The sequence below is a fragment of the Aeromonas sp. A600620 genome, assembly GCF_029479985.1.
Lineage (GTDB): Bacteria > Pseudomonadota > Gammaproteobacteria > Enterobacterales > Aeromonadaceae > Aeromonas > Aeromonas veronii_A.
The window spans coordinates 30,083-56,368 of the sequence record NZ_JAAKXB010000002.1 but is presented as its reverse complement, the minus strand read 5'-3'; the positions used below and the strand labels follow the sequence as shown (position 1 = coordinate 56,368).

Sequence of the window (26,286 nt, the reverse complement as noted above, 5' to 3'; positions counted from 1 at the left end):
TCAGAAACCCCGCTTCGGCGGGGTTTTTATTGGCGCCGATTTTTGTCAGGATAAGTTGTAAATCAAGGATATGAAGCGAAGTGGCCCTGATTTGGATCAGGGCCACTTCGCGCTTGGCGGGTTACTATCTCGCTCTCGTTTCGATCAAGGGTTTCACCTGTCTCATGCCGATGGATCTCTCTGGCCTGCTGCGCCGACTGCTGACCGATAGTCACATCTACTTCGCTCTCAAGGTGCTGCTGGCCATTCTCGGTCTGCTCGCCTTCACCCTGGCCACCGGCAATATCCAGCTCACCGTGCTGCTCTCCCTCGGGGTCGTGGCGGGTGCCATTGCCGAAACCGACGACAGCCTGTGGGGACGCCTTAAAAACCTCGCCATGACGCTCATCTGCTTCATGTTCGCGTCCCTCTGTGTGCAGTATCTCTACCCCACCCCCTGGCTGTTTGCCATCGGGCTGGCCAGCTCCACCTTTATCTTTGTGATGGTGGGGGCCCTCGGTGCCCGCTACGCCACCATCAGCTTTGGCTCGCTGCTGATCGCCATCTACACCATGCTGGGGGCCGCCAAGGCGCCGGATCTCTTCTACCAGCCGCTGGCACTCGGCGCCGGCGCCCTCTGGTACGGGCTGGTCTCGTTTATCTGGCTCTGGCTGCTGCCCTACAAGACCCTGCACGAGCAACTGGCCCAGAGCTACTTCGCCCTTGGCCGCTACCTGCTGGAAAAGTCCCGCTTCTTCCCGGCGGACGAGCACGGCGCCCAGGCCATTCGCCACAATCTGGCCCAGCTCAACATCAATCTGGTGAGCGCGCTGACCCTCACCAAGTCGGCCCTCAACGCCCGCCTGAGCCGCCGCCATCCGGCGAGCCCCGAGCTGGCCAGCCTGCTGCGCCTCTATCTTCTGGCGCTGGAGATTCACGAGCGAGCCACCTCCAGCCACTATCCCTACAGCCGGTTGGAAGCGGAGCTCAAGCAAGGCATCGTACTGGAAGGATTTCAGGAGGTGTTCCTGCAACTCTCCGAGGCATGCCAGCGGCTGGGTTACGCCATTCTGGTGCACAAGCCCTACGCCCATAACAAGCGCATCCACTGGACGCTGGAGGCCCTAGGCGATCAGCTGGAGTTCACCAATCTCAAGCAGCACTACCCGAAAACCCTGCTGACGCCGATGAAATTCCTGCGCCGCAATCTGGCCAGCATCAACCAGTTGCTGGGCAGCGCCGAAGTGCTGCAAAACCCCGAGCAGCCGGAGCAGGATCTGCCAGCGCTGGCGCGCCCCCCCCGCCTGCCGCTGCTAGCCCAGCTCAAGCAGCACCTCACCTTGCACTCCATGGTGTTTCGCCACGCGCTGCGTTTGTCGCTCGGACTGGTGATCGGCTACGGCATACTGCAAACCTTTGATATGGATAAGGGCTACTGGATTTTGCTGACCGTGCTGTTTGTCTGCCAGCCCAGCTACAGCGCCACCCGCCGCCGACTGGTGCAGCGGATGCTCGGCACCTTCGCCGGCATACTGGTGGGCATTCCGGTGCTCTGGCTGTTTCCCGAGCTGCACGTCCAGCTGGTGGTGATGGGGCTGGCCGCTTTCCTCTTCTTTACCCAGGTGCGCAACAACTACAGCGCCGCGGTCTGCTTTATCACCCTCTACGTGCTGATGGCGTTCAATCTGCTTGATGGCATCGGCTTTGCCATTCTCGGGCCACGGCTGCTCGATACCCTGCTCGGCTGCCTGATCTCTTACGGGCTGGTGGCCTGGCTCTGGCCGGACTGGCAGTACAAGCGGCTGCCGACTCTTATCGCCAATTCGCTCTCGGCCAACGCCCGCTATCTCTCGGCGGTGCTGGCGAGCCTCAAGCAGCAGCGGGACGAGTCCATCGACTATCGGGTGGCGCGCAAGAGCGCCCATCTGGCGGACAGCGAGCTGGCCACCGCCTGGCAGAGCATGCTGGTGGAGCCACAAAAGCGCCGCCGCTTCCTCGATCTCTGCTTTACCCTCACCTGGCGCAACCACGCCCTGCTCTCCTACATCTCGGCGCTTGGAGCCCATCGCGACAAACTGGAGGCCATCAGCGGGCTGGATGAGGTGCGCCACCACATCTGCCACACCCTGGAGCAGGCCGCCGGCCATCTGGCGGGCAACCCATCCAGCTCTATCGGTGGTCAGTGCCCGGTGATAAGTCCGGACAGCAGCGAGGAGCAGCTGATGCTGACCCAGCAGCTCAACCTGATCAGCGAGCTGGCGGATCAGCTGCTGCATCTGGCCAACGAGAGCCGGTTGCTCACCGGGGATCAAGGCGCTACCATGCCCGCCCAATCCTGATAGCCCCATTAGCGAGGAGCCCTCATGTCTGCGTCCGAAAAACATCAGCTGGAATTCAACGGCCAACTCATCGAGACCGATGCCAAGGGCTACCTGCTCAACAGCAACGACTGGAGCGAGGAGCTGGCGCTGGTGCTGGCAGCGCAGGAGGGGATCACGCTTGAGGAGCCACACTGGGAAGTGGTGCGCTTTGTGCGCGCCTTCTATCTGGAGTTCAACACCTCCCCCGCCATCCGCGCGCTGGTCAAGGCGATGGAGAAGCAGTACGGCCCCGAGAAGGGCAACAGCCGCTACCTCTACAAGCTGTTCCCGGAAGGGCCCGCCAAGCAGGCAACCAAGATTGGCGGCCTGCCCAAGCCGGTGAAGTGCATCTGATCCCATGCATCTCATCCCATAACAACGGGGGGCCGCAACTGCGGCCCCCCGTTGTGTTTGGTGCGCTACCTTGGCACACCTCGTCTTCATATCTCTCAGGCTTCCAGCCAGCCTTATTCCCGCTTGTCAGCCAGCGCCACCAGCTGCTCCGCCAGCCGATGACCGTGCAGGTAGGAGGCGATCAGCTCGCTGTCGGCCTTGCCGATTTCAATCTGCTGATACCAGTGCGCCAGCATGGCGGCAAAGCCGCGCTGGGCCAGCACCGGCTGCCAGTCGTTGGGGCTAAGCATCTCGGCCTGCTTATCGCGGGCGATGCTGCCGCGAGTGCAGTTCTCAAGGTGCAGGGAGAGGTTGTCGCCGTAGGCATCGATGCGCTCCTCGGTGATCCCGGCGCTGCGGTTCATGCTGCCGCTGATGGCACGATCGCCGCTCTGCCAGCTGACGCTTACCCCAGCCAGCAAGCTATTGTCCTTCGTATCAGGTCGCAATACCGCATGAAAGTCGCCGCCCGGCACGCCGCCATAGAAGCAGAGGCTGTCGAGCACATGGATAAAGTCGTCGAACAGGAAATCCCGCGCCTTGCCCGGCAGAGCGAAGCGGTGTTTTTGCCAGTTAAGCTCGGTGAGCGGCTGGGCACGGGCAGCATCCATGGCGGGCAGATAGCGGCGGTTAAAGCCGGTAAAGAGGGCGCAATCTTGCGCAATGGCGAGGTTGGCCAGTCCCTCGGCCTCGGCCAGATTGTCGCACAGGGGCTTATCGACAAAGGTAGGGATCCCTGCCCGCAGGCACTGCTCGACCAGCTCGCGGTGAACGGCGGTAGCGGCGTGGATCATCACGGCGTCGGGGCGACTGGCCAGCATGGCCGCCACATCGGTAAAGCACTCGGCGACCCGATACTGGCGGGCCAGCTTCTCCAGCACCGCCGGATTGCGGGTACAGAGCAGCGGGGTGACCCGCTCGTCACTCGCCAGCAGCGGCAGATAGGCTTTTTGGGCGATATCCCCCAGACCAATCATGGCAATGCGCATCTCAACTCCTTTTCACTCGATAACGGGACAAGCGGATAACTGCCCGCACCATCGCAGGATTTGTCCCGCAGATCCAGCCTGCCGTTAGCGCGCTGGCTGGCGTGCGCAGCTCTGTGCAAACGGCGACGTTATCCGGGCATGGCAAGATCGCAGACCAACTTGATCACCTCGGCCAGCCACTCGATGGCCAGATTGCCCTGACTTTTGCGGTGTCTGCCAACCACCACCTCGAACTGCTGCGGCGTTCCGGTCAGTTCCACGTTGCGAAAATCGCCGAGGGCGGCGATGGCCGACGGAAGGAATCAAATTGGGACACCCATCTTTGGAGCAAGCCACTACTAGGCTACTTGCAGGCCCAATAAGGGGAGGTATCCGAACTGATGCCTGCAAAAGTTGGCTGGTGGGAGAGATTGCCAGGTTTAGAAAGCAACATCCCCTGCACAGCCATTTATTGGACTATGTGCAATACCCGGAGCTATCAGCAGGGTGGATGCAAAGCTATCACAGCCTTGGTTGATGGCATCGTCGCTGGCCACAGTGGCGGGCAAACTGCTGACATTGATATCTGTCTCCCACCACTCTGATCCCTTGTCGCCTGAACAGCGTCACCTGCTTCAACCAGCGAACAGCATCGAGTCCCAATCGTTCCAGAATGGGTCCAAATTGGGCCGGAATATGACCCCGCTTGTCGGGCCGAATAACACGACCAGTCCAATCAACCAGCATCAGGTAGTCGCTGAAGGCATAAGGCAGCTCTTCAGGCTTACCCTGGCGGGCAAACGGCAGCAAAAGTGGTGGCAAAACCTCAGTAGTAGCAGGCGCGTCAAGGCGCTGTTTGATACTGGTGTATTCACTCTGCTCTGGCCGATCGGTCAACGCAGCTCGTATCGGATTGAGGTCAACATACGCCATACAGGCCAACAAGGCGGATTCGGTGAGCAAAGCCTGACTCTTGAAGCGCCCCTCCCAGAAATGGCCCTTGCAACCATCTTCCTGATTGGCCTGACGGGCCAGATTTTCATTGAGTAGCCGAATAAACCAACTTATGGAGTGAAGCCGCTCCCGCCATTGGGCCAGCAATTGCTGCACGACAGCCAGCTCAGGCTCGATCAACATCTCCCCCTGATACCAGCGCCTGACCAAATGCGGCCACTGGAATAGCGCCGCCCAGCGCTCAGCCACCTCCCGCTCACTCCAGTTGGCTGCGGTATCGGGCTCCACCTTGAGCACCAGATGATAATGATTGCTCATCACCGCATAAGCACAAATGCCAATTGCAAACAGCCGCGATAGTTGCCCCAACTTGTCGACCACCCACTGACGCCGATGCTCATAACTCTGGCCAGAATGGGCATCGTCACCACACAGAAAGGCTCGCCGCACACAGCGGCTGACCACATGGTAGTAAGGCGTATCCTGCAAGCTGATTTGACGTGAACGGGCAATGGTCATGGCACATCCCTCAACGGTGACCTCTTGAGTCAAGAGCAGCCCTACGCCACTGTCAAAAAGGTGGGTGTCCCAATAAAGGGAGCCAGTGCTTGGTTGAGCCTCTATTGCCCTCCCTATAACCATCCTCTGCCCCTCCCCTTGCTTACTGCTTTATCAGAAGTCATCAGCCTGTCATCTGGCTGACATCCCGTGGTCATTTTCAAGCCATAGAGTTTTTCACTTATTTTTCATATGGATAGATAAGGAACATCATGACTTTCCCGCGCTCTTCTTATGTGGCTTTGGCCGTCTCACTGGTCTTGCTTGGCGGCTGCCAGTCAGAGAACGAATCGTCTACCGACAGCCAGGGCAAAACCGCCTATCAATACAGCACCAAAGCGGTCTACAGCCCGCAGCAGCAGGCGGAGAGCTACGAGCCAGCGCCCCAGGGGTTCAGCCCGGTCTTTACCGAGATGGTGGCGCGCCACGGCTCGCGCTCCCTCTCCAGCCCGAAATATGACGTGCTGACCAAGCTGGTATGGGAAGAGGCGCAGCGTCAGGGGGCGCTCACCACTCTCGGGCAGGGGTTGGGAGGCAAGGTCGATCTGGTGACGGCCGCCAACCAGAAACTGGGTTACGGCCTGCTCTCGGCGCTGGGCAAGGAGGAGCACGCCAATCTCGCCACCCGGCTGGCGGCGCGGCTGCCGGCCCTGCTCAACAGCAGCGAGCTCCACTGCATCAAGGTGGTCACCTCGGGCAAGGACAGGGCCAACGAAAGCGCCTTCTACTTTATGGAGAGCCTCAAGCGCGACGTGAACTATGTCAGCGACTCGGCGCAGTGCTACCTCACGCAGGATGACCCCTCGAAGATCGACAAAAAGCTGGTCAACAAGTTCGAGCTCTACTTCCACAAGACCACGCCCGAGGGGGATTACGCCCGCTACCTGCCCGCCTATGAGAGCTACCAGCGCTTTATCGGCGACGAAGATGCAGGAATCGCCCCGGCCCCCGAGCTGGCCAGGGCGCTGGATCAGCTTAAAAACCTGAGCAAGACCAAAGAGATGGCCCGCAGCATGCTGGAGCGTATCTACAGCAAGGGCTTTGTCGACTATCTGGCGGGCGGCGTCGAGTTTGTCGCCGTCAACCCGGAGGATGGCGGCATGACCTATGTGCGCGACGAAGTGGATGCCGCCCTGATGCTCTACAACCTCTTTATCATCGGCCCCGGCATGATCCGCGAAGCTCAGGCACAGGGCAGCGAACCCTGGGCGCTGGAGCAGTTCATCACCCCGGAAGAGTCTGCCTGGTTCTCCTACCTCTCCGATGCGGAAGATTTCTACGAGAAGGGGCCGAGCTTTGCCAACCAGAGCGCCCCCTACGCCATTGCCCAGCCGCTGCTCGACGGCCTGTTTGGCGAGGTGCAGCGTCAGGTGGTGGAAGGCGAGCAGAGCCGACGGGCCACCCTGCGCTTTGCCCACGCCGAAGCCATTATCCCCCTCGCCGCCCTGATGAAGCTGGAAGGGAGCCGTCAGGGGGCCAGCCCGGATCAGCTGTTCAGCCAGCAGAACAACGAGTGGCGCGGCGGCTGGGTCTCCCCCTATACCGCCAATATTCAGTGGGATATCTACCAGAACGGGCAGCGGCAGGTGCTGGTCAAGATGCTCTACAACGAAAAGGAGATCGCCTTTAAAACCGGCTGCCAGCCCTACCAAAGCGGCAGCCACTACTACGACTTCGAGGAGCTCAAGCGCTGCTACGGCTATAACGGCTAACCCCAAACACGCCGGATATGGCAATCACAAGGGGCGACCAACAGGTCGCCCCAATTCACACCCCTTTCCTGCTGGCCAAAGCGGGATATGGCTATAAAGCCGCCTTCCGGTTCCATTTGCTGATCAAGCGCAAAAAATGATTAATTTCTGATGATTGTGTCACTTAAAGGCTCGCCTCGGCAGTTTCGTTTGGCTTACCATGGCAATGCAGCGACCTATTAGGCTGCATGGAATAGTTCTGAGCCAGAAAATTGGAACTACTAAATAAAATTAAATGCCTTTTTGTTTTACTGTGTCTATTTAACACATCAGATGCACATCATTTATTAAAGAGAGGGAACACGTGAACATATACTTTTCTGACTATTTTGGAGTAACAAAGCAAGATATTGATTCCTATGGTGCATTCAATGTCTCTCTTATAAATGATCTTCCTGTTTTTATAGACCCATTTCTTTTATTTAGCAGTGATAAGGAAGACTATCAAAATCTACACAAGGAAATAATAAAGTACATTACATTTTTACGGGATATGTCTGACACAGATATGATTTCACCAGGCCTCATAAAGCATTGGTTTCTTTTTCCTGAAGTAAAACAAAACTGGCTTGGATATAGCAAGGTGGCCAATGGTGGTTCTGGCCTTGGCACAAAGTTTGCTCATGCACTAAATGAAAACTTAAGCTCGATATTTAATAATTTCGGCAATGAACAAATAACTAAAGGCAGCCATTTAGAAAAATTATGCCTCATTAAAGATGGCGTAGGAAAAGATGCAATAAGTGATTTCACCACGAACCTTATAAAGGGATACTTGTGTGAATACACGCAAAATTTTGCAAAAATTTACCTTGAGAAATCAAGATGCAAGGAGGTTAATGTCAAACATGCTAAATTTGACTATCAAACAAGAAGATGGATGTCACAGAAATACAACCTCCCATATATAGATGGGGATTTTGTTTTGCTCACACCAAAAGACATACTTACAAAGGATGAAGCTTGGATCAATAAATATGACATTATTGGTGACTTTGATGACATCGCTGAATCCATTCCTAACATTGAGTTACGAGCTCAGATAAACGAGTATCTATTAAGACAAATACCCGAAAAAGCGAATAGAAAAGAAATAAATCAAGCTATATCAAGAACCCTTTTACAGTTTCCTGTATTGATTGACCATTATATAAGATACAAAGAAGACCACAGCAATGAAGCTATTGCCCTGAGTGAGCAAAAGGTGGCGGAAACTGAAGCCGTATTTATACGTCAAGTGACTAATCTAGTTGAAATACTAAGGGCTCAGAAAATATTTTACTCTCAAAAGGGTGATACTTTTGAAGAAGCCTACAATCGTGTTAACTTTTTAAAACAGGTAATTGAAAGTAACGATGGATATCGATTGTTTTATGTCAAAGGCGAACCAGTAAAGCGTGAATCTGATTTACAACTGATATTCAGGCTCACTTGGTATGCTGCGGAAGAAGATGTTAATGCCGAAGTTAATAATGGACGTGGCCCCGTAGATTACAAGATATCAAGAGGCTCCAGAGATAGTACACTTGTTGAGTTTAAACTAGCCAGTAACAGTAAGCTTAAACAAAATCTTGCTAAACAAGTAGAAGTTTATAAAGAGGCAAATCAAACAAAAAAATCTATAAAAGTCATTCTCTATTTTACCGATCATGAGTTAGATAAGCTTCTTAGAGTGCTCAAAGAATTAAAACTAAGTCAAGGAAAAGAACTTGTATTAATTGATGCAAGAGCCACAAACAAAGCTTCCGGATCCAATGCAAAGTAAGTTTGCTCAAGTAATAAACGTTAAATGGATATTTTCATTACAATTAACAATAAAAAAGCGATCACTAGATCGCTTTTCCATTTTTTTTAATTACCAAGCTGACTATTTTAACGCTCGTTCACTTAATGCTATTTACTTCACCAAGATTTTACCGTGCCATCTATCTTACCTATGTAAAAGTGGTGGGCAGCACATTTATTAATGATCAAGATCTAGAGTTGTTGATTTGCCTCTGGTAACCGTTGATGTTCATTAAGAAAACCTTGCAACAGTAAATGTTCTAATGCAGCAGGAGATATATTATCTTTCACGGAGATTATCTTTATAATCAATTCGCTAAGAGAGATTTTCTTATTATATCCTTCAGGTGAGGCTCCCGAGGTTTTAGGTGAATAGAGCAAGTATTCTTTATCTATATTATATGGTGTTTTAGCTGAAAAAAGCCTATCCCTTACAGATCGCCCCCCCTTTTCCTTATTTTTCTGTATTTTCCCTGCACTACCTATATAAAAAGGATATGCTTCTCCTTTCTTCGATAGAATATAAACCCCAGAATTATTTTCATTTATACTATTCATTAAAATCTCTCTGCTTTCACCTGTGTATTCTTTTACATTAAATGTTTTGTTGCAATCACAAAATATTTCAGAGAATGACTTAAATATATCCATTACTTAACTCTCCATGGTTAAATATTATTTTTAATGTCAAAACATCATAATATGACACTCTATTGTAATGTCGAAATAAAAAGGCGACCATCCGGTCGCCTTTTTTATTTCTATCGCTTTCTAATCAGGGAACTCACCGAGCCGGTCGCTTGGCACCATTTCCTTTGGCCGCAGGCTTGCCGCCTTGGGCAACGGGTTGGGCGCCCGGCTTGGCAGAGCCAGCGCGGGTCGGGGTTTTACCCTTATGGGCGGGTTTTCCGGCAGGTTTACCCTGACCAGTACCCTGCGCAGCGGGCTTGCCGTTGCCCGAGCCTTTCTGGAGCTGAGAACCGACCGGTTTGCCATTGCCCACCTTGCCACCATTTCTGCTGGTTGACGGGGCATTGCCTGCTCCAGCCTCGCTGCGGGCGGCCTTGTTGCCCGCCCCATTGCCACGCTGGTGACTGATGTTGCTGTGACGGGTCAGGGCCGGTTTCATGCCCTTGCCGCTGGCGGCGCGTTCGTTGCGCCCTTCCGCTGGCACCAGACAGCCGGGGCCATTGCCAATCAGGTGGCCCTTGCCCATGGCGAGCAGGGCTTCGCGGATCATCGGCCAGCCAGCGGGATCGTGGTAGCGCAGCAGCGCCTTGTGCAGGCGGCGACGGCGCTCGCCCTTGGCGACAAACACATCGCCACCGGTGCGGCTCACCTTGTTTAACGGGTTTTTCTCCGTGTAATACATGGTGGTGGCGTTGGCGAGCGGCGACGGATAGAAGTTCTGCACCTGATCGAGCTTGAAGCGGTTCTCTTTGACCCAGAGCGCCAGATTGATCATGTCTTCATCTGTGGTGCCCGGGTGGGCGGAGATAAAGTAGGGGATCAGGTACTGCTGCTTGCCCGCCTCTTTGGAGTATTTGTCGAACAGCTCCTTGAACTGGTAGTAGCTGCCCATGCCCGGCTTCATCATCTTGGAGAGCGGCCCCTCCTCGGTGTGTTCCGGCGCGATCTTGAGGTAGCCGCCGACGTGGTACTTGGCCAGCTCCTTGATATAGCGGGGATCTTCCACCGCGATGTCGTAACGCACGCCGGAGGCGATGAGGATCTTCTTGATCCCCTTGAGGTCGCGCGCCTTGCGATAGAGGTTGATGGTCGGGCTGTGGTCGGTGTCCATGTGCGGGCAGATGGTAGGCCAGACACAGGAGGCGCGACGGCAGGTCTGCTCGGCCTTGGGGCTCTTGCAGCGCAGCTTGTACATGTTGGCGGTGGGGCCACCGAGATCCGAGATGACGCCGGTAAAGCCCGGCACCTTGTCGCGGATATCTTCGATTTCTTTGAGGATCGACTCTTCCGAGCGGCTCTGGATGATGCGCCCTTCGTGCTCGGTGATGGAGCAGAAGGAGCAGCCGCCAAAGCAGCCGCGCATGATGTTGACCGAGGTCTTGATCATCTCGAAGGCGGGGATCTTCTCGTTGCCATAGGCCGGGTGCGGCACCCGCTGGTAGGGCAGGCCGAATACGCCGTCCATCTCCTCGGTTTCCAGCGGGAAGGCGGGCGGGTTAACCCAGACGATGCGATCGCCGTGAGCCTGTGACAGGGCGCGGGCACAACCGGGGTTGGTCTCGTGGTGCAGAATGCGCGAGGCGTGGGCGTAGAGCACCTTGTCCTCTTTCACCCGCTCGAACGCCGGCAGCTTCACATAGGTTTTTTCCCACGGCTTGGGCTTGGGCGGCTGCACCAGCACAGGCTGGGCTTCCTGCGCGGCAGGGGCCGCTTCGGTCGCATCATCCGAGCATGGGGCCCCTTCCATATAGGGGTTCATGATGGGATCGATGCGGCCAATCTGGTCGAGCTTGCTCGAATCCACCCCTTTCCAGCCCGGCAGCGGCTCCTTGCGGATGACGGCAGTGCCGCGAATATCCTGCATGGTGTCGATGGTCTCCCCCGCTGCGATGCGGTGAGCCACTTCCACCAGCGGCCGCTCGGCGTTGCCGTAGATCAGGATATCGGCCTTGGCATCGAGCAGGATGGAGCGGCGGATGGTCTCGGACCAGTAGTCGTAGTGGGCGATACGGCGTAAGGAAGCTTCGATGCCGCCGATAACGACGGGCACCTCTTTGAAGGCCTCTTTACAGCGCTGGGTATAGACCAGGGTGGCGCGATCCGGCCGCTTGCCCCCCACATCCCCCGGGGTGTAGGCGTCGTCGTGGCGCAGCTTTTTGTCGGAGGTGTAGCGGTTGATCATGGAGTCCATGTTGCCCGCAGTCACCCCGAAGAAGAGGTTCGGTTTGCCCAGACGCATAAAGTCATCCTTCGATGACCAGTCCGGCTGGGCGATGATGCCGACCCGAAAACCCTGCGCTTCGAGCATGCGGCCGATGACCGCCATGCCGAAGCTCGGGTGATCCACGTAGGCATCCCCCGTCACCAGAATGACGTCGCAGCTGTCCCAACCCAGCTTGTCCATCTCTTTGCGGGACATGGGCAGGAAGGGCGCCGTGCCGTAGCACTCGGCCCAATAGCGGGGATAGGAGAAAAGGTTGGGTACCGGCTGCATTTTAACCACCTGGAACAATTCGGGTCGCGCATTATACCGGTTGCGGCCAAGGGGGGCGATGGCTTTTTGTCCCCAGCATTCGCACGGGAAAAGGCGCTTTGCCATCCAACACCACCGTCACGCCACCACAAACAAGCACGCCCGCAGGATGAGTGCGGGCGATCTTTGACTGCAACTGCCGCACGGTGAGCCGGGCCAATGCGGGGGGCTCACCGCCTGAATGGTTACTGACTCAAATCCTTGTCGATCCAGTATTTGGAGCCGGAGATGTTGGCATCGAACAGCAATCCCTTCTCGCCGATCTGGTAGATGGCCATGCCGCCGTTGTATTTGGCGGTCAGCTCGGCGCTCTCCTTGCCAGCTACCACGCCCACTTCGGAAGTGGCCTCCCAACCCTGGGTCACGAAGGCATCGAATCTGGCTTTGTCTTCAAACAGGATCACCTGCTGATAGAACTTGCCACCGATACCGGCCGCCAGCCCCGCGCCAAACATCTTCATATAGGTGTGTTTGCCACTCTTGCGATTGATGGCCACCCCGGCGCCCTGATTGGTATGCAGCATCAGGGAGAACTTGCGCGAATCGAATACTGCGTAGCCATACGCCTTGTCAAACAGCAACTTGGCTGAAGGCTGTTCATTGAACAGGCGCACCAGTGCCGTGTCGGCCATGGTGTTGAGCGCCACCCGCGCCTCCTGCGGGGTTTTGGGCTCCAGCATCTCGTCGAGCTTCTTGTCGGCTACCTTCAGCCACTCCTTGCCAGTGGCGATGCTCTTGTCGGTCCAGACCCCGGCGGTATTGAACGCCTCTTCACCCCAGGCAGAGATGGAGGCCCAACTCTTTTTGGAGAAGTCGCTGACATCCTGCCATACCTCCTTGCTAGTCTCACTCACGGCGGTGCCGAGATCGGCGGCGGCAGCCTTCAGTTTCTCCCAGTCGGCATGGCTGGGTGACACCACCAACGTCAGTGACAGGGCCAGCAACCAGTTACGCTTGTTCATTTTTTCACTCCCGTATTGTCGAGTGTCTGGGTTACCCGGTGCGATCCCCTACAACGGGCTACCCGGTGAAAATCACTCCCGCATTATCGGAAGGGGAATCCGGTTAAGCAATCATTGAGTCCTGTTTATCCCGCCAAAGCGCGACAGCCGTTAATAAAAAGGCTGCTCATCAGAGAGGAGCAGCCTTGTTGAACACTGTGAAACCGGACGGGCTTATTCGACCATCATCACCTTGCAGGTGTTGGTACTGCCGACGGTTTCCATCTTGTCACCGTGGGTCAGCAGTACCATGTCCCCGCTTTGCAGCAGCCCCTTATCCTTGAGCACGGCCAGCGCGTCGCGGCACACTTCGTAGACCGGTTTGGTCTCGTCACCGTCGAACAGCACCGGGGTCACACCACGGTAGAGGTTGGCCCAGGCCAGGGTCTTGTTGTGGGGGGACATGGCGAAGATCGGCAGACCGGAGCTGATACGGGACATCAGCAGCGGCGTGGTGCCCGATTCGGTCAGCGCCACGATCGCCTTGACCCCTTCCAGGTGGTTGGCTGCGTACATGGTGGACATGGCAACCGCCTCTTCCACCGAGGTGAAGGTGTAGCTCATGCGGTGGTTGGAGACGTTCAGGCTCGGGTGCTTTTCGGCACCGACACAGACGCTCGCCATGGAGGTGACCGTCTCGATGGGGAACTGACCGGCAGCGGTTTCGGCAGAGAGCATCACCGCATCGGTACCATCCAGCACGGCGTTGGCGACGTCCATCACTTCGGCACGAGTCGGCAGCGGCGCATTGATCATCGATTCCATCATCTGGGTGGCGGTGATCACCACACGGTTGAGACGACGGGAGTGACGGATCAGCTTCTTCTGTACACCAACCAGCTCGGGGTCACCGATCTCGACGCCCAGATCGCCACGGGCAACCATAACGGCATCAGAGCCGAGGATGATATCTTCCATCGCTTCGTCAGTGGCGACGGTCTCGGCGCGCTCGACCTTGGCCACGATCTTGGCATTGGAGCCAGCTTCGCGAGCCAGTTCGCGGGCGTAACGCAGATCATCACCGCAGCGCGGGAAGGAGACGGCCAGATAATCCACGTTCATCAGCGCGGCTGTCTTGATATCTTCCTTGTCTTTCTCGGTCAGGGCTGGTGCGGAGAGACCGCCCCCTTTCTTGTTGATGCCCTTGTTATTGGAGAGCGGGCCCGCCACGGTCACAGTGGTATGGATGCGGGTGCCTTCCACGCTCTCGACTTTCAGTTGTACACGGCCATCGTCCAGCAGCAGGATGTCACCCGGCACCACATCATTTGGCAGGCTCTTGTAGTCGATACCAACCTGCTCCTGACAGCCTTCACCCTTGCCCAGGGCTGCATCCAGCACGAACTTGTCACCGATGGCGAGATAGATCTTGCCATCCTTGAAGGTGGATACACGGATTTTCGGGCCTTGCAGGTCACCCATGATGGCAACGTGGCGGCCGAGCTTGGCAGCAATGTCACGCACCTGATTGGCGCGCTGGATATGATCTTCAGGAGTGCCGTGAGAGAAGTTCATCCGCACCATGTCGGCACCAGCGCGGATAATCCCTTCGAGGATCCCTTCGCGGTCGGTGGCCGGACCAAGTGTGGTTACAATCTTTGTACGTCTAGGCATGAAAGACTCCAATATGAAGTTGAGATAACTTGAGATTCTGCCCCATCAAACCGATGGCTCGATGCACCCGCTTGCAAACCATCCGGGTGGTTTTTGTTATTAAGTTACAATACCACATCAAGACTACACCAAGGAGGGTGGCATAGACAGTCGGGGGCCAAAGCCCCCGACGATTCAGGAAGAGTGTGGTGTTTCAAAACGGGATTCGCGCAATCCCTCTTTTACCTTCTTCAGGTTTTCACGAAATTTCATCCCCCGGCGCAGGGTAAATCCGGTTGCCAGCACATCCACCAGCGCCAGCTGCGCGATGCGGGAAGCCATCGGCATGTAGACATCGGTATCTTCCGGCACATCCATGGAGAGCACCAGGTTGCACTCGCGCGCCAGTGGGGAATCCTTGGCGGTCATGCCGATGACGGTGGCGTCGTTCTCGCGCGCCAGCGCGGCGATCTCGACCAGCGCCTTGGTGCGGCCGGTATGGGAGATCAGCACCACCACGTCCCCTTCGCTGCTGTTGATGCAGCTCATGCGCATCATGACGATATCGTCAAAGCTCACCACCGGGATATTGAAGCGGAAGAACTTGTTCTGGGCATCGCGGGCAACGGCTGAGGAGGCACCAAGACCAAAGAAGCTTATCTTCTTGGACTGGGTCAGGATATCGACACAGCGGTTGATGGCCGAGATATCCAGGCTGTTCTTGGCTGCATCCAGACAAGCCATGGTGGATTCGAAGATTTTGGCCGTGTAGGTATCGGGGCCGTCTTCTGCTTCCACATGACGATTGACGTAAGGAGTGCCATTGGCCAGGCTCTGGGCCAGATGGAGTTTGAAATCGGGGAAGCCTTTGGTATCGAGGCGACGGCAAAAACGGTTGACGGTCGGTTCACTGACGTCGGCCATTTTGGCCAGGGCGGCGATGCTGGAGTGGATGGCGGTCTGGGGAGACGCCAGGATCACCTCGGCAACCTTGCGTTCTGATTTACTGAAACTTTCCAGGTTGTTCGTAATTTTATCAAGGGTATTCATCATCACCACCAGACGTTTTTGTAATTTAGCTTCAGTGTCTTTGCACTAAATCTACGGCTAAGCAGGTTTCCAATCAAGCTGATGACTATACAAGACAAGCGGTTATCGCAACTAACGCCTGCCGTACAAAGTATGACTCATCTCTAATTATTTCGTACTTTTCGTTACAAAACGTCACCTCACTGTGAAACCGCTTACAAATGTTGCAAAGCAACAACACTGTGAGCAGGCGCACGTTTGTATCGATCCGGCGGGTGAGTGAGCCTGAGCTCGGATAGAATGGGCCGTCATAATCCAACAATAATGTCGGGACACCAGAGTCGTCCCCATCCTGTAACGAAGGAGTTGTTATGCAGCATACCCATGCGCTGGTCGGCGATGTCGGCGGTACCAATGCGCGTCTGGCCCTGTGTGAGCTGGCCACCGGTACTATCTCTCAGGCAAAGACCTACTCAGGTCTGGCCCATCCCAGCCTTGAAGCCGTGGTTCGCCTCTATCTGGAGGAACACAAGGTCGAGGTGGCTGAAGCCTGCATCGCCATCGCCTGCCCCATCAATGGTGACTGGGTCGCCATGACCAACCACAGCTGGGAGTTCTCCATCAGCGAGATGCAGAGCAATCTCGGGCTGGCGCGCCTGCAGGTAATCAACGACTTTACCGCGGTCTCGATGGCGGTACCGGTATTGGCCGAATCGGATCGCATCCAGCTGGGCGGCGCCGCACCGGTAGCTGGCAAACCCATCGCCATCTATGGAGCGGGCACCGGCCTTGGGGTTGCGCATCTGGTCAAGGCGGGCGATCAGTGGTTGAGCCTGCCGGGCGAAGGGGGTCATGTGGATTTTGCCGCCAACACCGAAGAGGAAGATGCGGTGCTGCAAGTAATGCGAGGCGAACTGGGCCATGTCTCGGCCGAGCGTTTCTTATCCGGCCCGGGCCTGGTCAATCTCTATCGCGGGCTGGTGAAATCCGATGGTCGTGAGCCGGAGCCGTTCGCCCCTAAAGACATTACCGAACGTGCGCTGGCGGGCGAGTGTCTGGATTGCCGCCGCACCCTGAGCCTGTTCTGCGTGCTGATGGGCCGCTTTGCCGGCAACCTGGCGCTCAATATGGGCACCTTTGGCGGCGTCTATATCGCAGGTGGGATAGTGCCGCGCTTCCAGGAGTTCTTCACCAGTTCCGGTTTCCGGGTTGCCTTTGAAGACAAGGGCCGTTTCAAATCCTACCTCAAGGATATTCCGGTATTCCTGATCACCCATGAAGGGCCTGGCCTGCTCGGTGCTGGCGCTTACCTGCGCCAGTCGATGGGGATTACCATCTGATTGGAAGGTGGAGTGAAGCTGGAACATCCGTGGTTCAGCATCGATTCAGTGTGGATGGCATATAGTAGCAGCACGTAACCAAGAGGGCCGCACTTCACAAGGAGTGGAAAGCGACTCTCATCCGCTGGATACGTTTGTCACCTGACAAGCCTGAACTGTTTCAACCGGCCTTCTGGCCGGTTTTTTTTATCTCTGAGATCGGACACTACTGGGCCAGCGCCTTCAACTGTGTCTTGTCGGGCGGGTTGTTCCAGTCGATGGGGCCATGGGTAAAGCGGTACTGCAACCGTGGCAAGCTGGTCTCCAGCCACTCTTCCCTAAAGTAGGCATACCCCTGATTCCAATCAGGATCATTGGCCCAACCGGTTTGCAGGAAGTAGAGGCGAGTGCCCTGCCCTTCCGGCACAAAGCGCAGACAAACCTGAGTCTTCTGCTGACGAATATGGGGCAGACTGGGCGGAAAATTCCAGCTAAAGCTGAGCAGATCATAGGGCATGACGGCCATGACCCTGCACCCTTCACTCCCCCGTTCACCCAGTGGAGCATCAGGCCTGAAGTAGATTTCGAAGGGGCCATTCGGTTCGGCTACCATCAAACACTCGGGAGCCAGAAAACTGCGCAGACCACTCTCTGTTGTCCAGGCGTGCCACACGTCATCGATATGAGCCGGAACAAAAATGTTGCCTTCAATCTGTTTATTGTCCATAAATCAACAATCCTCACGCCATCCATACAGGGGACTTCGGCAGTATAGCCCCATGACAAATGTAATGGACAGCCCTTAATCACACCCTTGTCATTTGCCCCAGATAACCTTGCCAGCGCGCAACAGGGAACAGTGACCGCCCTTGGGAGAGCATGATGATCAGGCGCATGGAAGAACGTGATATCACCCCGCTGGCCAAGCTGTTTTTACAAGGCCGCAGACAAACCTTTCACTGGGTAGACCCCTCCCTGTTTCACCTGGATGACTTTATCGAGCAGACCCAGGGAGAAGAGATATGGGTGGCAGAGCGAGGGGGGACTGTCTGTGGATTTATCGCCGTATGGCAACCCGAGCACTTTGTGCATCATTTGTACGTTGCGAGCGACTGGCATGGTCAGGGGATTGGGCGAGCGCTGCTCGAACATGGTCTGGCTGATAGTCCCTGCAAGGCATCACTCAAGGTGGCAACCCGCAATACGGCGGCCGTGGCCTTCTATCATCGGCTTGGCTGGCAGCATGGAAACGAGACCGGGTATTGCGAGATCACTGGCCCCTGGTGCAAGCTGTCTCGTGAGTAGACAACCGCACTCCAGACTGTCATGCATGGTCTCGGAAAGGGAAAATATCGATCCGGGCTTGCATGGCAGAAAATGAGAACACCACGACCACCCGTTGCGCGCGTGATCGCGACCATCGCTCGCACCGAGGATCCCCCCTGGGCGTATGTGCTCTCTAGACCCGAAACAGCTTGAGGAGGGTATCGAGCTGACCGGAGAGCTGGCGCAAATCGCTGCTGGCTTCAGCCACTTGCACTACCCTGGCCGCGCTCTCGCTATTAAGGGTGGCTATCCGGTTCACGCTATGGCTCACCGCCTCCGCTACCGAGTGTTGCTCTTCCGAGGCTTGGGCAATATACATGTTCATCTCGCGGATCAGACTGACCTGGTTTTTTATCTTCTCCACCGATATCTGTACATCAGCTGCTTCGGCTCCCGCACGAGAGGCCTGCTCCTGGCTCAGCAGCATCCCGGCACCAACATTCTGGGTCGCCTGTTGCAGCCGTTTGATGCTGGCACTGATCTCTTCGGTCGACTGACGGGTACGACCTGACAAGGTTCGCACTTCATCGGCCACCACCGCAAAACCGCGCCCCTGATCCCCAGCCCTCGCCGCCTCGATGGCGGCATTGAGCGCCAGCAGATTGGTCTGCTCGGCAATACCATTGATCACTTCGATAATATTGCCGATGCTGCTGCTCTCGGTAGAGAGGGAGCGCATCAGCCCCGCCACCCGTTCCACCTCTCCCACCAGCTGGTGAATCGCCTGATTGGCATGACCGGCCAGATTGTAGCCCTGTTCGACATAAAGGTTGGCCTCATCGGTCGCCGTAGCAGTCTTCACTGCATTACCTGCCACCTCCTGCACCGCCTGGCTCATCTCGGTAATGGCAGTCGCGACCTGATCCAGCTCCAGTTGCTGGGCATCACTGGCGCCCCGAGTATCCGCCGCAAGGGTGTCACAACGTTCCGCGGTCTGCAGCACGCCAGCAGAGAGCTCGTTGATTTCGGCCACCATCTCCTGAAGCTTGGCAATAAAGTGATTGATGTTGGTGGCCAGCGCGCCCATCTCATCCTGACGGAGGATCTTGAGACGCCGGGTCAGATCCCCCTCTCCCCTGGCCAAATCGAACACCGCCAGATTCATCTGATGAAGTGGTCTCAGCACATTGCGATGAATGAGTACCATCAACAAGGCAATGATACAGATATCAAGTACCAGGATCTGCCAGACAGTGGTGATCAACTGCTGGCGCAAGTTGGCCTGAATGGCCGCATCACTGGTTTCGACCAGCAATCTGGCCACGGTATTTTTCTGGCCGCTGTCGTCGTAGACCAGATCATACCCCCCATAGGCCGCCGTATCGGCGGGTATGGCCGTTACAGGGGAAATAGTGCCCGCTGCATCGCGGGCAAACCCGGCCACCAGCTTCTCCTTGTTGACCACCAGCAGTGTGCTGAGCATATCGGCCGCCAGCTCGGATTTGAGCGATGCCTCGATAAAGGCCGACTCATAATTCCACAAAGGGCCAGGCAAGGAGAGCTGCAGTCGCTTGATCGCCTGCTCGACCAGCTGAGCCTGTTTGCTGTAGCTCTCTTCCCTCACCGAGCTGTAGTTATAACCACCAAACAGTACCAGTAGCAGACTCACCGAGAGGGAAGTCAGTACGGCAATCCTGAACTTCAGACTTTTCCAATCCATGACTTCCTCCCGGTATTAACGGCAGCAGGAACAGTACAACTTACTGGTAATTGGCGTTGATTTTCTCGATGGTGCCGTCGGCTTTCATGGCTGCCAGAACCTCGTTGAGCTTGTTGATGAGTTCATCGGGCGTATCCTTGTTAAACGCCAAACTCATCTGGGTTTCCTTGAACACGAAGACCGGCTTGGGTGAGGCCACCTTCTCCTTGCTGGCCAGATAGGGCGCCAGATACTGGCCGGTTGCCCAGAGATCGATACGACCGGCCTCCAGTTTTTTCACGTTGGCGGTGTCATTGGCTGCCAGCTGCAACTTGGCAAATCCCTGTGCCTTAAGATACTCGGCTGCCGCATCACCGTTGTAGCCCCCCACCGAATACTGCTTGGCCTCTTCCAGTGAAGAGACTGTGATATTGGCCGTCGAGCTGGAGAAGAACACCCAGTTGTTATTGACCAGCGGCCCCACCCATTTGAACAGCGCCTCACGCTCCGGGGTACGAGTCGTGGAGTAGAGTGCGGTGTTGGGAGTGCTGAGGGTATCTTCATACGCCCGCTTCCAGGGCATCAGGGTCAGCTTGTATTCGACGCCGGCACGCTTGAGCAGCTCTTCGACCACCTCGGTCGATAGCCCGACAATCTTGCCCCCCTCCCCCTGCATGTTGAACGGAGGGTAATCCTCGGTCATCACGTTCAGTGGCGCAGCCTGAACTGCGCTTATCGCCATCATGGAAGAGACTGAAAAAATTGCACTTTTCCACAGCAGTTGATAGTTCATTGCAACCTCGCTTTGCTTGCCATTCATCCCTGAACATCCGCCGTTACCGATGGCGGTGCACATCTGACCCGCTGGGGTCATGCCGGCTTTCACGGCTCGCCGCCCACCCATGTGCAGCAGCAAACAGATCCGGATTTTGCCAGTGCGCAACGAAACGCAATCGGCGGGGGAGGCTCACGACAAATCGAGGTGGAAACATGCCAGGGCAGCATGAGGGGAGTGTGGAGGGGGCGGATAAACCTCTGCCATACAACAGCGCTGTGGCGAAGCAGAAGCGCATCGTTTAATGACCAGGGTCTGGGAGAGAAATGATAGAAAACGCCAACATCCATTTTCCCATACTGCTCGAGGAGACCTCAGAGCCAAACCTGTCCTTTAGCTAAGGTCACGAAAAGAGATACGTCAAATGAGAGTGCTAACCCCCTCATCTACTTCCAAATTAGATTCCAGATGAGCTCCGCAGAGCCGAAAAGTGGCGCGAGAGAACCGAAACAGAGAAGACCACCGCGAGGTGGCCTTCTACAAGTTAACGATGAACGTCTGGCGATACTCAATCCTTGGCGGCGTCCATCACACCTTCTTCGGAGTGCGCAGGCAGGATCAGGTTGAGCAGGATGGCGGCAACGGAGGCCAGGCCAACACCGGCCAGCGCGAAGTCGCCAATCTTCATCTCCAGCGCACCGACACCGACAGTAAGAGTCACGGCGACGATGGCGATATTGCGCGACAGTCCCAGATCCACCTTGGATTCCACCAGCGTCTTGAGACCGATGGCAGCGATGGATCCGAACAGCAGCAGCATGATACCGCCCATCACCGGCATCGGGATGGAGGTGAGCAACGCATTGAACTTGCCGAAGAAGGCCAGAATGATGGCAAACACCGCAGCCCAGGTCATGGTGACCGGATTGAAGTTGCGAGTGATCATCACGGCACCGGTCACTTCGGCGTAGGTGGTCACGGGTGGGCCACCGATGAAACCGGCGAAGCAGACTCCGATACCGTCACCGGCCAGCGTACGATGCAAACCCGGATCCTTGGTGTAATCCTTGCCAGTCACGCCACCAATCGCCAACACGCCACCGATATGCTCGATACAGGGGGCGATGGCTACCGGCAACATGAACAACGCAGCAGCCCAGTTGATCTCCGGGGTTTCGAAGTGGGGCAGCGCCAGCCAGGGGGCGTTCACCATGCCATCGAAACTCACCTGGCCCATGAACACCGCCGAGACATAACCGGCAATCACACCGCACAGGATGGGGATCAGCTTGATCCACCCCTTGCAGAACACAGCTGCAATCAGGGTGACCGCCAGCGAGATACCGGCCAGCGTCAGCGCAGTCCCCGCAGGAACCACCTGCTCACCACCGGCGCGGCCCATCGCCATGTTGCAGGCAACCTGCGCCACAGAAAGACCGATCACCATGATCACCGGGCCAATCACCACCGGGGGCAGCAATTTGTGCACAAAACCCATCCCTTTTGCCCGGATCAGCGCAGCCAGAATGAAATACATGAAACCGGCGGCAAACAGGCCAAACATGGTGGATGGCAATCCCCAAGTCTGGGTGGCGTAGATGATGGGAGCGATAAAGGCAAAGCTGGAACCGAGGAAAATCGGGACCTGGCGGCGGGTGCAGAGCTGGAACAACAGGGTGCCCACACCGGCGCCAAGCAGGGCCATGGAGGGGTTCAGTCCGGTGAGCAGGGGCACCAGAACCATGGCACCGAAGGCGACAAACAGGATTTGCAGCCCGGCGACACTTTGCTTGACTAAGGAAAACATGGATGTCCTTAATTTTTTGATAACTGATGGGGATATTTATCACTTTTCAGTCATCACAAGACTTTTTCAAGGCACAAAATGAACACAAATGCGTCACCTGTTACCTTTTACTGCTTGGGAAGGGCATGAAACTAGCTTTTTAGGCGGGATTCGTTGCTACAAGCATCGAGTATGCGATTTTACGCATTATTGTGACGAACGCCAATCGTTTTTCCATCATGTTTATTGTGTTCATGGTCAAAAATGCCGCCACCAGGGGCGCGCTCTATAATGGATCCTGTGAATCAAGATGGACAAGGAGTCCCCATGTCACAGCCCCCATTCAAGGCCAGCCAGCGCAGATTGCTGATCGGCTCGGCCATCGCTCTCGCCCTGTTTGCGAACCCGTTCAGTTATGATTTCGCCCACAATGAGTGGCAAATGAATCAGGCCTATGCCAAGTCCTGCTTTATCGCCGGCACTCGCATCACGATGGCCGATGGCTCCACCCGCCCCATAGAGACGCTCCGGGTCGGTGAACGAGTGCTGGATCAACACGGCGGCAGTAACCGGATCCTGGCGATCGAACGGGTCATACTGGGCAAGCGCAGACTCTACGGGATCAATGATCTGCCCCCATTCTTTACCGCAGAGCACCCTCTGCTGACCACGCAGGGCTGGGCGGCCATCTCACCGGCCATGACCCGAACCGAAAACCCGCAACTGGCGGTGCTGCCGCTATTTACCGGCATGCAGATAATGTGTCGCCCGGCACCTGTCATGGTGGCGGGCAATCTGGCCCTGCAACCCCAGCCGGAATTACTGCTGGTTGAGTCACTCTGCTGGATCGAGGCGTCTCCCACTACCGCACTCTTCAATCTGCTGCTCGATGGCAGCCACAGCTACATCGCCAATGAGCTGATCGTTCACAACAAAGATGGCGATGGTGGCAGTGGGGGCAGCAGTGGTGGTGGCGACAGCGGTGGAGGCAGCGACAGCGGTGGAGGCAGCGATAGCGGTGGAGGCAGCGATAGCGGTGGAGGCAGCGACAGCGGCGGCGGCAGCGACAGCGATGGGGGCAGCAACAGCGGCGGTGGCAGCGACAGCGATGGGGGCAGCGATGACAGTGGCGGCCAGGGCGAGCATGCCGGCGGAGAGCAGCATGGTGGAGGTGAACGGCATGCTGGTGGAGAAAAACATGCAGGGGGAGAACGCCATGGGGGTGGCCGCGGGTTTGGCAATGGCGTTGATGACAACGGCGTGGATGCCGTCGATGCCAACGGCAACAAACTAAGAGGTGATGGCACGGTCGATGACAACGGTGTGGATGCCGTCGATGCCAACGGCAACAAGCTCAGGGGCGATGGCACGGTCGACGATCGCCAGCAAGTGCTTACCGATGAGCAGGAGCGGGCGCTGCTCAACAACGGTTTTCGCCAACAGGGGCAACCATGATGCGTTATCTGCTAACACTCCTCCTGCTCGGCCTCGCTGGCTGCGCCACGGTCGACACCCCGCCGCTTTACCATCAGATGGATAAGGCAGATGTTCAACTGGCCAATCAGGCCCTTGCCAAAGCGCTGGAAACCCGCACCAAAGGGCAGAGCCTCACCTGGTTCAATCCGGCTAATCGTCACTCGGGCAGCGTCACGCCGCTACGCACCTTCCTCCATGCCAGCGGGGAGTGGTGTCGCGACTATCGCGAGCAACTCTATATCGGCCAGGCGAGTCAGCAGTGGCAGGATACCGCCTGTCGCAATCAGCAAGGGCGCTGGCGACCATTGCGAACTTAGTGAATGCCACGGGGTAAACGAAAGGGGGTAGCAGCGCTACCCCCTTGTCATCTTTACCGACCCTTTATCGGGGTGGTGAATACGCGGTTATACCCGACGATAGGGCAGGTAAACCGGCTCCCACATGTGGTTGAGGATATGCTGATGCAGATCCTGCCCGATCAGCGGGTGGGACGGATCCCGACGCACGATATCCTTGAGCACGGCGGTGGCCACATGCACCGAGATGTTGCGCAGTTCGCGAATACGCGGATAGACGGCTCCCTTGGCCAGATCCTCTTCGCTTACGCACTCGGCCAGCGCAAAGGCGGCGGTGGTGAAGATATCCGGGCTGATCTCGCGGATCTGGCTGACGATGGCCGCCAGACCTACACCGGGGAAGATAAAGACGTTGTTGCCCTGCCCCACCCGGAACTCCTGCCCCTCGTAGCTCACGTCCTTGAACGGACTACCGGTTGCAACGATGGCTTTGCCCTTGCTCCAGCGGTAGATATCCTCCGGCAGCGCTTCACAGTTGGCGGTCGGGTTGGAGAGCGGGAACACCATGGGGCGCTCGCAATGCTGCAGCATCAGCTGGATGTGTTCTTCCTGGAAGGCACCGCCCGAGCCACTGGTACCCAGCAGCACGGTAATGGGCACATGACGCAGTACATCGGCCAGATTGGCCTTGCCGGGCACCTCGGTGTCCCAGCCTGCCAGCAGCAGCCCCGGTTTGGCGTAGCGACGCTTGTACTCGTCAAGTCCCTCGCGGTTGTCGCACACCAGCCCCTGGGTATCCAGGATGTAGATGCGATCCCGCGCGGCCTGCGGATCCATCCCCTCACGGATCATCCCCGCGCAGATCTGATCCGCGACACCAACCCCGCCAGCGCCAGCGCCGTAGACCAGATAGTTCTGCTGGCCCAGGGTCTCCCCCTTGACCTTGACCGCGCCTATGATACCGGCCAGCACCACGGCACCGGTGCCCTGAATATCATCGTTGAATGACGGCAGTGCCTGCTGGTAGCGGGCCAGATTGTTGAAGGCATTGGATTTGCTGAAGTCTTCCCACTGGAGCACGGCATTGGGGAAGTGGCGCTTGACCCCCTGCACGAACTTGTCGATGAACTCTTCATACTCCTTGCCGCGAATACGCTTGTGGGGGCGCCCCAGATACATGGGATCATCGAGCAGTTTCTGGTTGTCGGTGCCCACATCCAGCGCGATGGGCATGCAGCAGGCGGGGTGAATACCGGCCCCCAGGGTATAGAGCGCCAGCTTGCCGATGGGGATCCCCATGCCGCCAACACCCTGGTCGCCGATCCCCAGAATGCCCTGGCTGTCGGTGACAACTATGATGCGGATCGATTTGGCATCGAAGTGGCGGGCCTGACTGCCCATGTCATCCACGTTGTCCGGGGTAATGTAGAGGCCGCGCGGCTTCTGGAAGCGGTGGCTGAACTCCTGGCACGCCTTGCCCACGGTCGGGGTATAGATATAGGGAGTCATCTCCTCCACATGGCGTGACAACAGGGCATAGAAGAGAGTCTCGTTGCGATCCTGCAGAGCACGCAGGTTCTGGTACTTCTCGATATCGCTGCAAGCGCTCTTGAACCCCTCATACACTCGCTCGAGCTGGGCTTCAAAAGTTTGTACCTGAGGCGGCAGCAAACCATCGAGATCAAAATCGGCCCGCTCCTGTTCGGTGAAGGCCGTGCCCTTGTTGAGGTATCGATTGTTAAGCAGATCAGTGCCGGTCAGCGCAACGGGGCGAAAATCCTGTCCCTGTGCATCTTTCCACAGCAGATATTGTCCGGTAGCCATAGTCATTCTCTTTGATTTACGTGAAATTGCCGTTCGGCAGGAGAGCAAGACTCATAATGAAATCAATCATATGACGTTTACTCGATCGGTTTTGTGAGCTTGGGCATACCCTGTGGCCAAAATCCGCTCATCTCACTCCCCGAGTGATAAATATCCACGGAGAGGAATGAGACTCATGCTAGCATTGCGATCAATTCCGCAACGTTTCACCATGCCGCAGCCGGGAGTGACCTGATGCCCTCGACTTTTTC

Annotated in this window: 20 protein-coding genes and 1 pseudogene; 8 read left to right on the top strand and 13 right to left on the bottom strand. The window is 56.5% G+C overall.

Going from position 1 to position 26,286, the window contains the following annotated elements; all coding sequences use genetic code 11:
- The first annotated feature begins 164 nt into the window (after positions 1 to 164).
- The gene (gene yccS, locus G5533_RS02985) at positions 165 to 2,318 is read left to right on the top strand and encodes a YccS family putative transporter (RefSeq protein ID WP_227342213.1); all 2,154 of its coding nucleotides are present in this window, start codon (positions 165 to 167) and stop codon (positions 2,316 to 2,318) included.
- A gap of 24 nt (positions 2,319 to 2,342) precedes the next feature.
- Positions 2,343 to 2,693 carry a TusE/DsrC/DsvC family sulfur relay protein gene (locus tag G5533_RS02980; protein WP_019446869.1) on the top strand — a complete coding sequence of 117 codons (351 nt, stop codon included), beginning with the start codon at positions 2,343 to 2,345 and terminating at the stop codon, positions 2,691 to 2,693.
- A 113-nt stretch (positions 2,694 to 2,806) separates the two neighbouring features.
- On the opposite strand, the gene G5533_RS02975 is transcribed toward G5533_RS02980, so the two are convergent.
- From G5533_RS02975 to G5533_RS02965, 3 genes are all read right to left on the bottom strand, one after another.
- Positions 2,807 to 3,721, bottom strand: a complete 915-nt coding sequence (locus G5533_RS02975; protein ID WP_441254460.1) for a Gfo/Idh/MocA family protein — start codon at positions 3,719 to 3,721, stop codon at positions 2,807 to 2,809.
- Positions 3,722 to 3,849: 128 nt separating this feature from the next.
- A complete protein-coding gene (locus G5533_RS02970; protein WP_441254459.1) occupies positions 3,850 to 3,981 on the bottom strand; it encodes a hypothetical protein in 132 nt (43 codons plus the stop codon).
- A gap of 241 nt (positions 3,982 to 4,222) precedes the next feature.
- Positions 4,223 to 5,173, bottom strand: a complete 951-nt coding sequence (locus tag G5533_RS02965; RefSeq protein WP_441254458.1) for a transposase — start codon at positions 5,171 to 5,173, stop codon at positions 4,223 to 4,225.
- Between the two features lie 251 nt (positions 5,174 to 5,424).
- Between G5533_RS02965 and G5533_RS02960 the strand changes: the two genes are divergently transcribed.
- Together G5533_RS02960 and G5533_RS02955 are read left to right on the top strand one after the other, a co-directional pair.
- Positions 5,425 to 6,924 (top strand): histidine-type phosphatase, encoded by a 1,500-nt coding sequence (locus G5533_RS02960; RefSeq protein WP_441254457.1) that lies wholly within the window; start codon positions 5,425 to 5,427, stop codon positions 6,922 to 6,924.
- A gap of 343 nt (positions 6,925 to 7,267) precedes the next feature.
- Positions 7,268 to 8,728 (top strand): hypothetical protein, encoded by a 1,461-nt coding sequence (locus G5533_RS02955; RefSeq protein ID WP_252412630.1) that lies wholly within the window; start codon positions 7,268 to 7,270, stop codon positions 8,726 to 8,728.
- Positions 8,729 to 8,940: 212 nt separating this feature from the next.
- Here G5533_RS02955 and G5533_RS02950 read toward each other — a convergent pair whose 3' ends face one another.
- The 5 genes from G5533_RS02950 to G5533_RS02930 all read right to left on the bottom strand — a co-directional run bounded on the left by G5533_RS02950 (position 8,941) and on the right by G5533_RS02930 (position 15,615).
- Entirely contained in the window at positions 8,941 to 9,399 is a 459-nt protein-coding gene (locus tag G5533_RS02950; RefSeq protein WP_252412629.1) for a hypothetical protein, read from the bottom strand.
- A 133-nt stretch (positions 9,400 to 9,532) separates the two neighbouring features.
- Positions 9,533 to 11,932: a YgiQ family radical SAM protein gene (locus G5533_RS02945; RefSeq protein WP_441254456.1), complete on the bottom strand. Its 2,400-nt coding sequence runs from the start codon at positions 11,930 to 11,932 to the stop codon at positions 9,533 to 9,535.
- A gap of 224 nt (positions 11,933 to 12,156) precedes the next feature.
- On the bottom strand, positions 12,157 to 12,933 hold the full coding sequence (gene befA / locus G5533_RS02940) for a beta cell expansion factor BefA (protein ID WP_323912847.1): 777 nt from the start codon (positions 12,931 to 12,933) through the stop codon (positions 12,157 to 12,159).
- 213 nt (positions 12,934 to 13,146) lie between these two features.
- Positions 13,147 to 14,586, bottom strand: a complete 1,440-nt coding sequence (gene pyk, locus G5533_RS02935; RefSeq protein WP_266134250.1) for a pyruvate kinase — start codon at positions 14,584 to 14,586, stop codon at positions 13,147 to 13,149.
- 174 nt (positions 14,587 to 14,760) lie between these two features.
- Positions 14,761 to 15,615, bottom strand: coding sequence for a MurR/RpiR family transcriptional regulator (locus tag G5533_RS02930; RefSeq protein WP_005334759.1), 855 nt, complete (start codon positions 15,613 to 15,615; stop codon positions 14,761 to 14,763).
- 347 nt (positions 15,616 to 15,962) lie between these two features.
- Between G5533_RS02930 and glk the strand changes: the two are divergent.
- Positions 15,963 to 16,934 (top strand): annotated as a pseudogene (gene glk / locus G5533_RS02925) (glucokinase); the annotation flags it as partial.
- Between the two features lie 205 nt (positions 16,935 to 17,139).
- On the opposite strand, the gene G5533_RS02920 reads toward glk, so the two are convergent.
- A complete protein-coding gene (locus G5533_RS02920) occupies positions 17,140 to 17,640 on the bottom strand; it encodes an SRPBCC family protein (protein WP_005347626.1) in 501 nt (166 codons plus the stop codon).
- A 155-nt stretch (positions 17,641 to 17,795) separates the two neighbouring features.
- Here G5533_RS02920 and G5533_RS02915 point away from each other — a divergent pair, with 155 nt between their 5' ends.
- A complete protein-coding gene (locus G5533_RS02915; protein ID WP_216980278.1) occupies positions 17,796 to 18,218 on the top strand; it encodes a GNAT family N-acetyltransferase in 423 nt (140 codons plus the stop codon).
- 154 nt (positions 18,219 to 18,372) lie between these two features.
- Here G5533_RS02915 and G5533_RS02910 read toward each other — a convergent pair whose 3' ends face one another.
- The 3 genes from G5533_RS02910 to G5533_RS02900 all read right to left on the bottom strand — a co-directional run bounded on the left by G5533_RS02910 (position 18,373) and on the right by G5533_RS02900 (position 22,460).
- A complete protein-coding gene (locus G5533_RS02910; protein WP_421212002.1) occupies positions 18,373 to 19,899 on the bottom strand; it encodes a methyl-accepting chemotaxis protein in 1,527 nt (508 codons plus the stop codon).
- A 40-nt stretch (positions 19,900 to 19,939) separates the two neighbouring features.
- On the bottom strand, positions 19,940 to 20,671 hold the full coding sequence (locus G5533_RS02905; protein WP_441254455.1) for a substrate-binding periplasmic protein: 732 nt from the start codon (positions 20,669 to 20,671) through the stop codon (positions 19,940 to 19,942).
- 550 nt (positions 20,672 to 21,221) lie between these two features.
- Positions 21,222 to 22,460: a uracil-xanthine permease family protein gene (locus G5533_RS02900; protein ID WP_005347636.1), complete on the bottom strand. Its 1,239-nt coding sequence runs from the start codon at positions 22,458 to 22,460 to the stop codon at positions 21,222 to 21,224.
- Between the two features lie 306 nt (positions 22,461 to 22,766).
- Here G5533_RS02900 and G5533_RS02895 point away from each other — a divergent pair, with 306 nt between their 5' ends.
- Both G5533_RS02895 and G5533_RS02890 read left to right on the top strand, forming a co-directional pair.
- The gene (locus tag G5533_RS02895; RefSeq protein WP_441254454.1) at positions 22,767 to 23,894 is read left to right on the top strand and encodes a hypothetical protein; all 1,128 of its coding nucleotides are present in this window, start codon (positions 22,767 to 22,769) and stop codon (positions 23,892 to 23,894) included.
- Entirely contained in the window at positions 23,891 to 24,232 is a 342-nt protein-coding gene (locus G5533_RS02890; protein ID WP_441254453.1) for an RT0821/Lpp0805 family surface protein, read from the top strand. The genes G5533_RS02895 and G5533_RS02890 overlap by 4 nt, the downstream gene beginning before the upstream one ends.
- A gap of 87 nt (positions 24,233 to 24,319) precedes the next feature.
- Here G5533_RS02890 and G5533_RS02885 read toward each other — a convergent pair whose 3' ends face one another.
- Positions 24,320 to 26,035, bottom strand: a complete 1,716-nt coding sequence (locus tag G5533_RS02885) for an NAD-dependent malic enzyme (RefSeq protein WP_236396763.1) — start codon at positions 26,033 to 26,035, stop codon at positions 24,320 to 24,322.
- Between the last annotated feature and the right edge of the window lie 251 nt (positions 26,036 to 26,286).

What these genes read in the sequence shown, in the direction of transcription:
- yccS (WP_227342213.1), top strand. Translation starts at nt 165, where the DNA reads ATGCCGATGGATCTCTCTGGCCTGCTGCGCCGACTGCTGACCGATAGT.
- G5533_RS02980 (WP_019446869.1), top strand. Translation starts at nt 2,343, where the DNA reads ATGTCTGCGTCCGAAAAACATCAGCTGGAATTCAACGGCCAACTCATC.
- G5533_RS02975 (WP_441254460.1), bottom strand. Translation starts at nt 3,721, where the DNA reads ATGCGCATTGCCATGATTGGTCTGGGGGATATCGCCCAAAAAGCCTAT.
- G5533_RS02965 (WP_441254458.1), bottom strand. Translation starts at nt 5,173, where the DNA reads ATGACCATTGCCCGTTCACGTCAAATCAGCTTGCAGGATACGCCTTAC.
- G5533_RS02960 (WP_441254457.1), top strand. Translation starts at nt 5,425, where the DNA reads ATGACTTTCCCGCGCTCTTCTTATGTGGCTTTGGCCGTCTCACTGGTC.
- G5533_RS02950 (WP_252412629.1), bottom strand. Translation starts at nt 9,399, where the DNA reads ATGGATATATTTAAGTCATTCTCTGAAATATTTTGTGATTGCAACAAA.
- G5533_RS02945 (WP_441254456.1), bottom strand. Translation starts at nt 11,932, where the DNA reads ATGCAGCCGGTACCCAACCTTTTCTCCTATCCCCGCTATTGGGCCGAG.
- befA (WP_323912847.1), bottom strand. Translation starts at nt 12,933, where the DNA reads ATGAACAAGCGTAACTGGTTGCTGGCCCTGTCACTGACGTTGGTGGTG.
- pyk (WP_266134250.1), bottom strand. Translation starts at nt 14,586, where the DNA reads ATGCCTAGACGTACAAAGATTGTAACCACACTTGGTCCGGCCACCGAC.
- G5533_RS02930 (WP_005334759.1), bottom strand. Translation starts at nt 15,615, where the DNA reads ATGAATACCCTTGATAAAATTACGAACAACCTGGAAAGTTTCAGTAAA.
- G5533_RS02920 (WP_005347626.1), bottom strand. Translation starts at nt 17,640, where the DNA reads ATGGACAATAAACAGATTGAAGGCAACATTTTTGTTCCGGCTCATATC.
- G5533_RS02915 (WP_216980278.1), top strand. Translation starts at nt 17,796, where the DNA reads ATGATCAGGCGCATGGAAGAACGTGATATCACCCCGCTGGCCAAGCTG.
- G5533_RS02910 (WP_421212002.1), bottom strand. Translation starts at nt 19,899, where the DNA reads ATGGATTGGAAAAGTCTGAAGTTCAGGATTGCCGTACTGACTTCCCTC.
- G5533_RS02905 (WP_441254455.1), bottom strand. Translation starts at nt 20,671, where the DNA reads ATGAACTATCAACTGCTGTGGAAAAGTGCAATTTTTTCAGTCTCTTCC.
- G5533_RS02900 (WP_005347636.1), bottom strand. Translation starts at nt 22,460, where the DNA reads ATGTTTTCCTTAGTCAAGCAAAGTGTCGCCGGGCTGCAAATCCTGTTT.
- G5533_RS02895 (WP_441254454.1), top strand. Translation starts at nt 22,767, where the DNA reads ATGTCACAGCCCCCATTCAAGGCCAGCCAGCGCAGATTGCTGATCGGC.
- G5533_RS02890 (WP_441254453.1), top strand. Translation starts at nt 23,891, where the DNA reads ATGATGCGTTATCTGCTAACACTCCTCCTGCTCGGCCTCGCTGGCTGC.
- G5533_RS02885 (WP_236396763.1), bottom strand. Translation starts at nt 26,035, where the DNA reads ATGGCTACCGGACAATATCTGCTGTGGAAAGATGCACAGGGACAGGAT.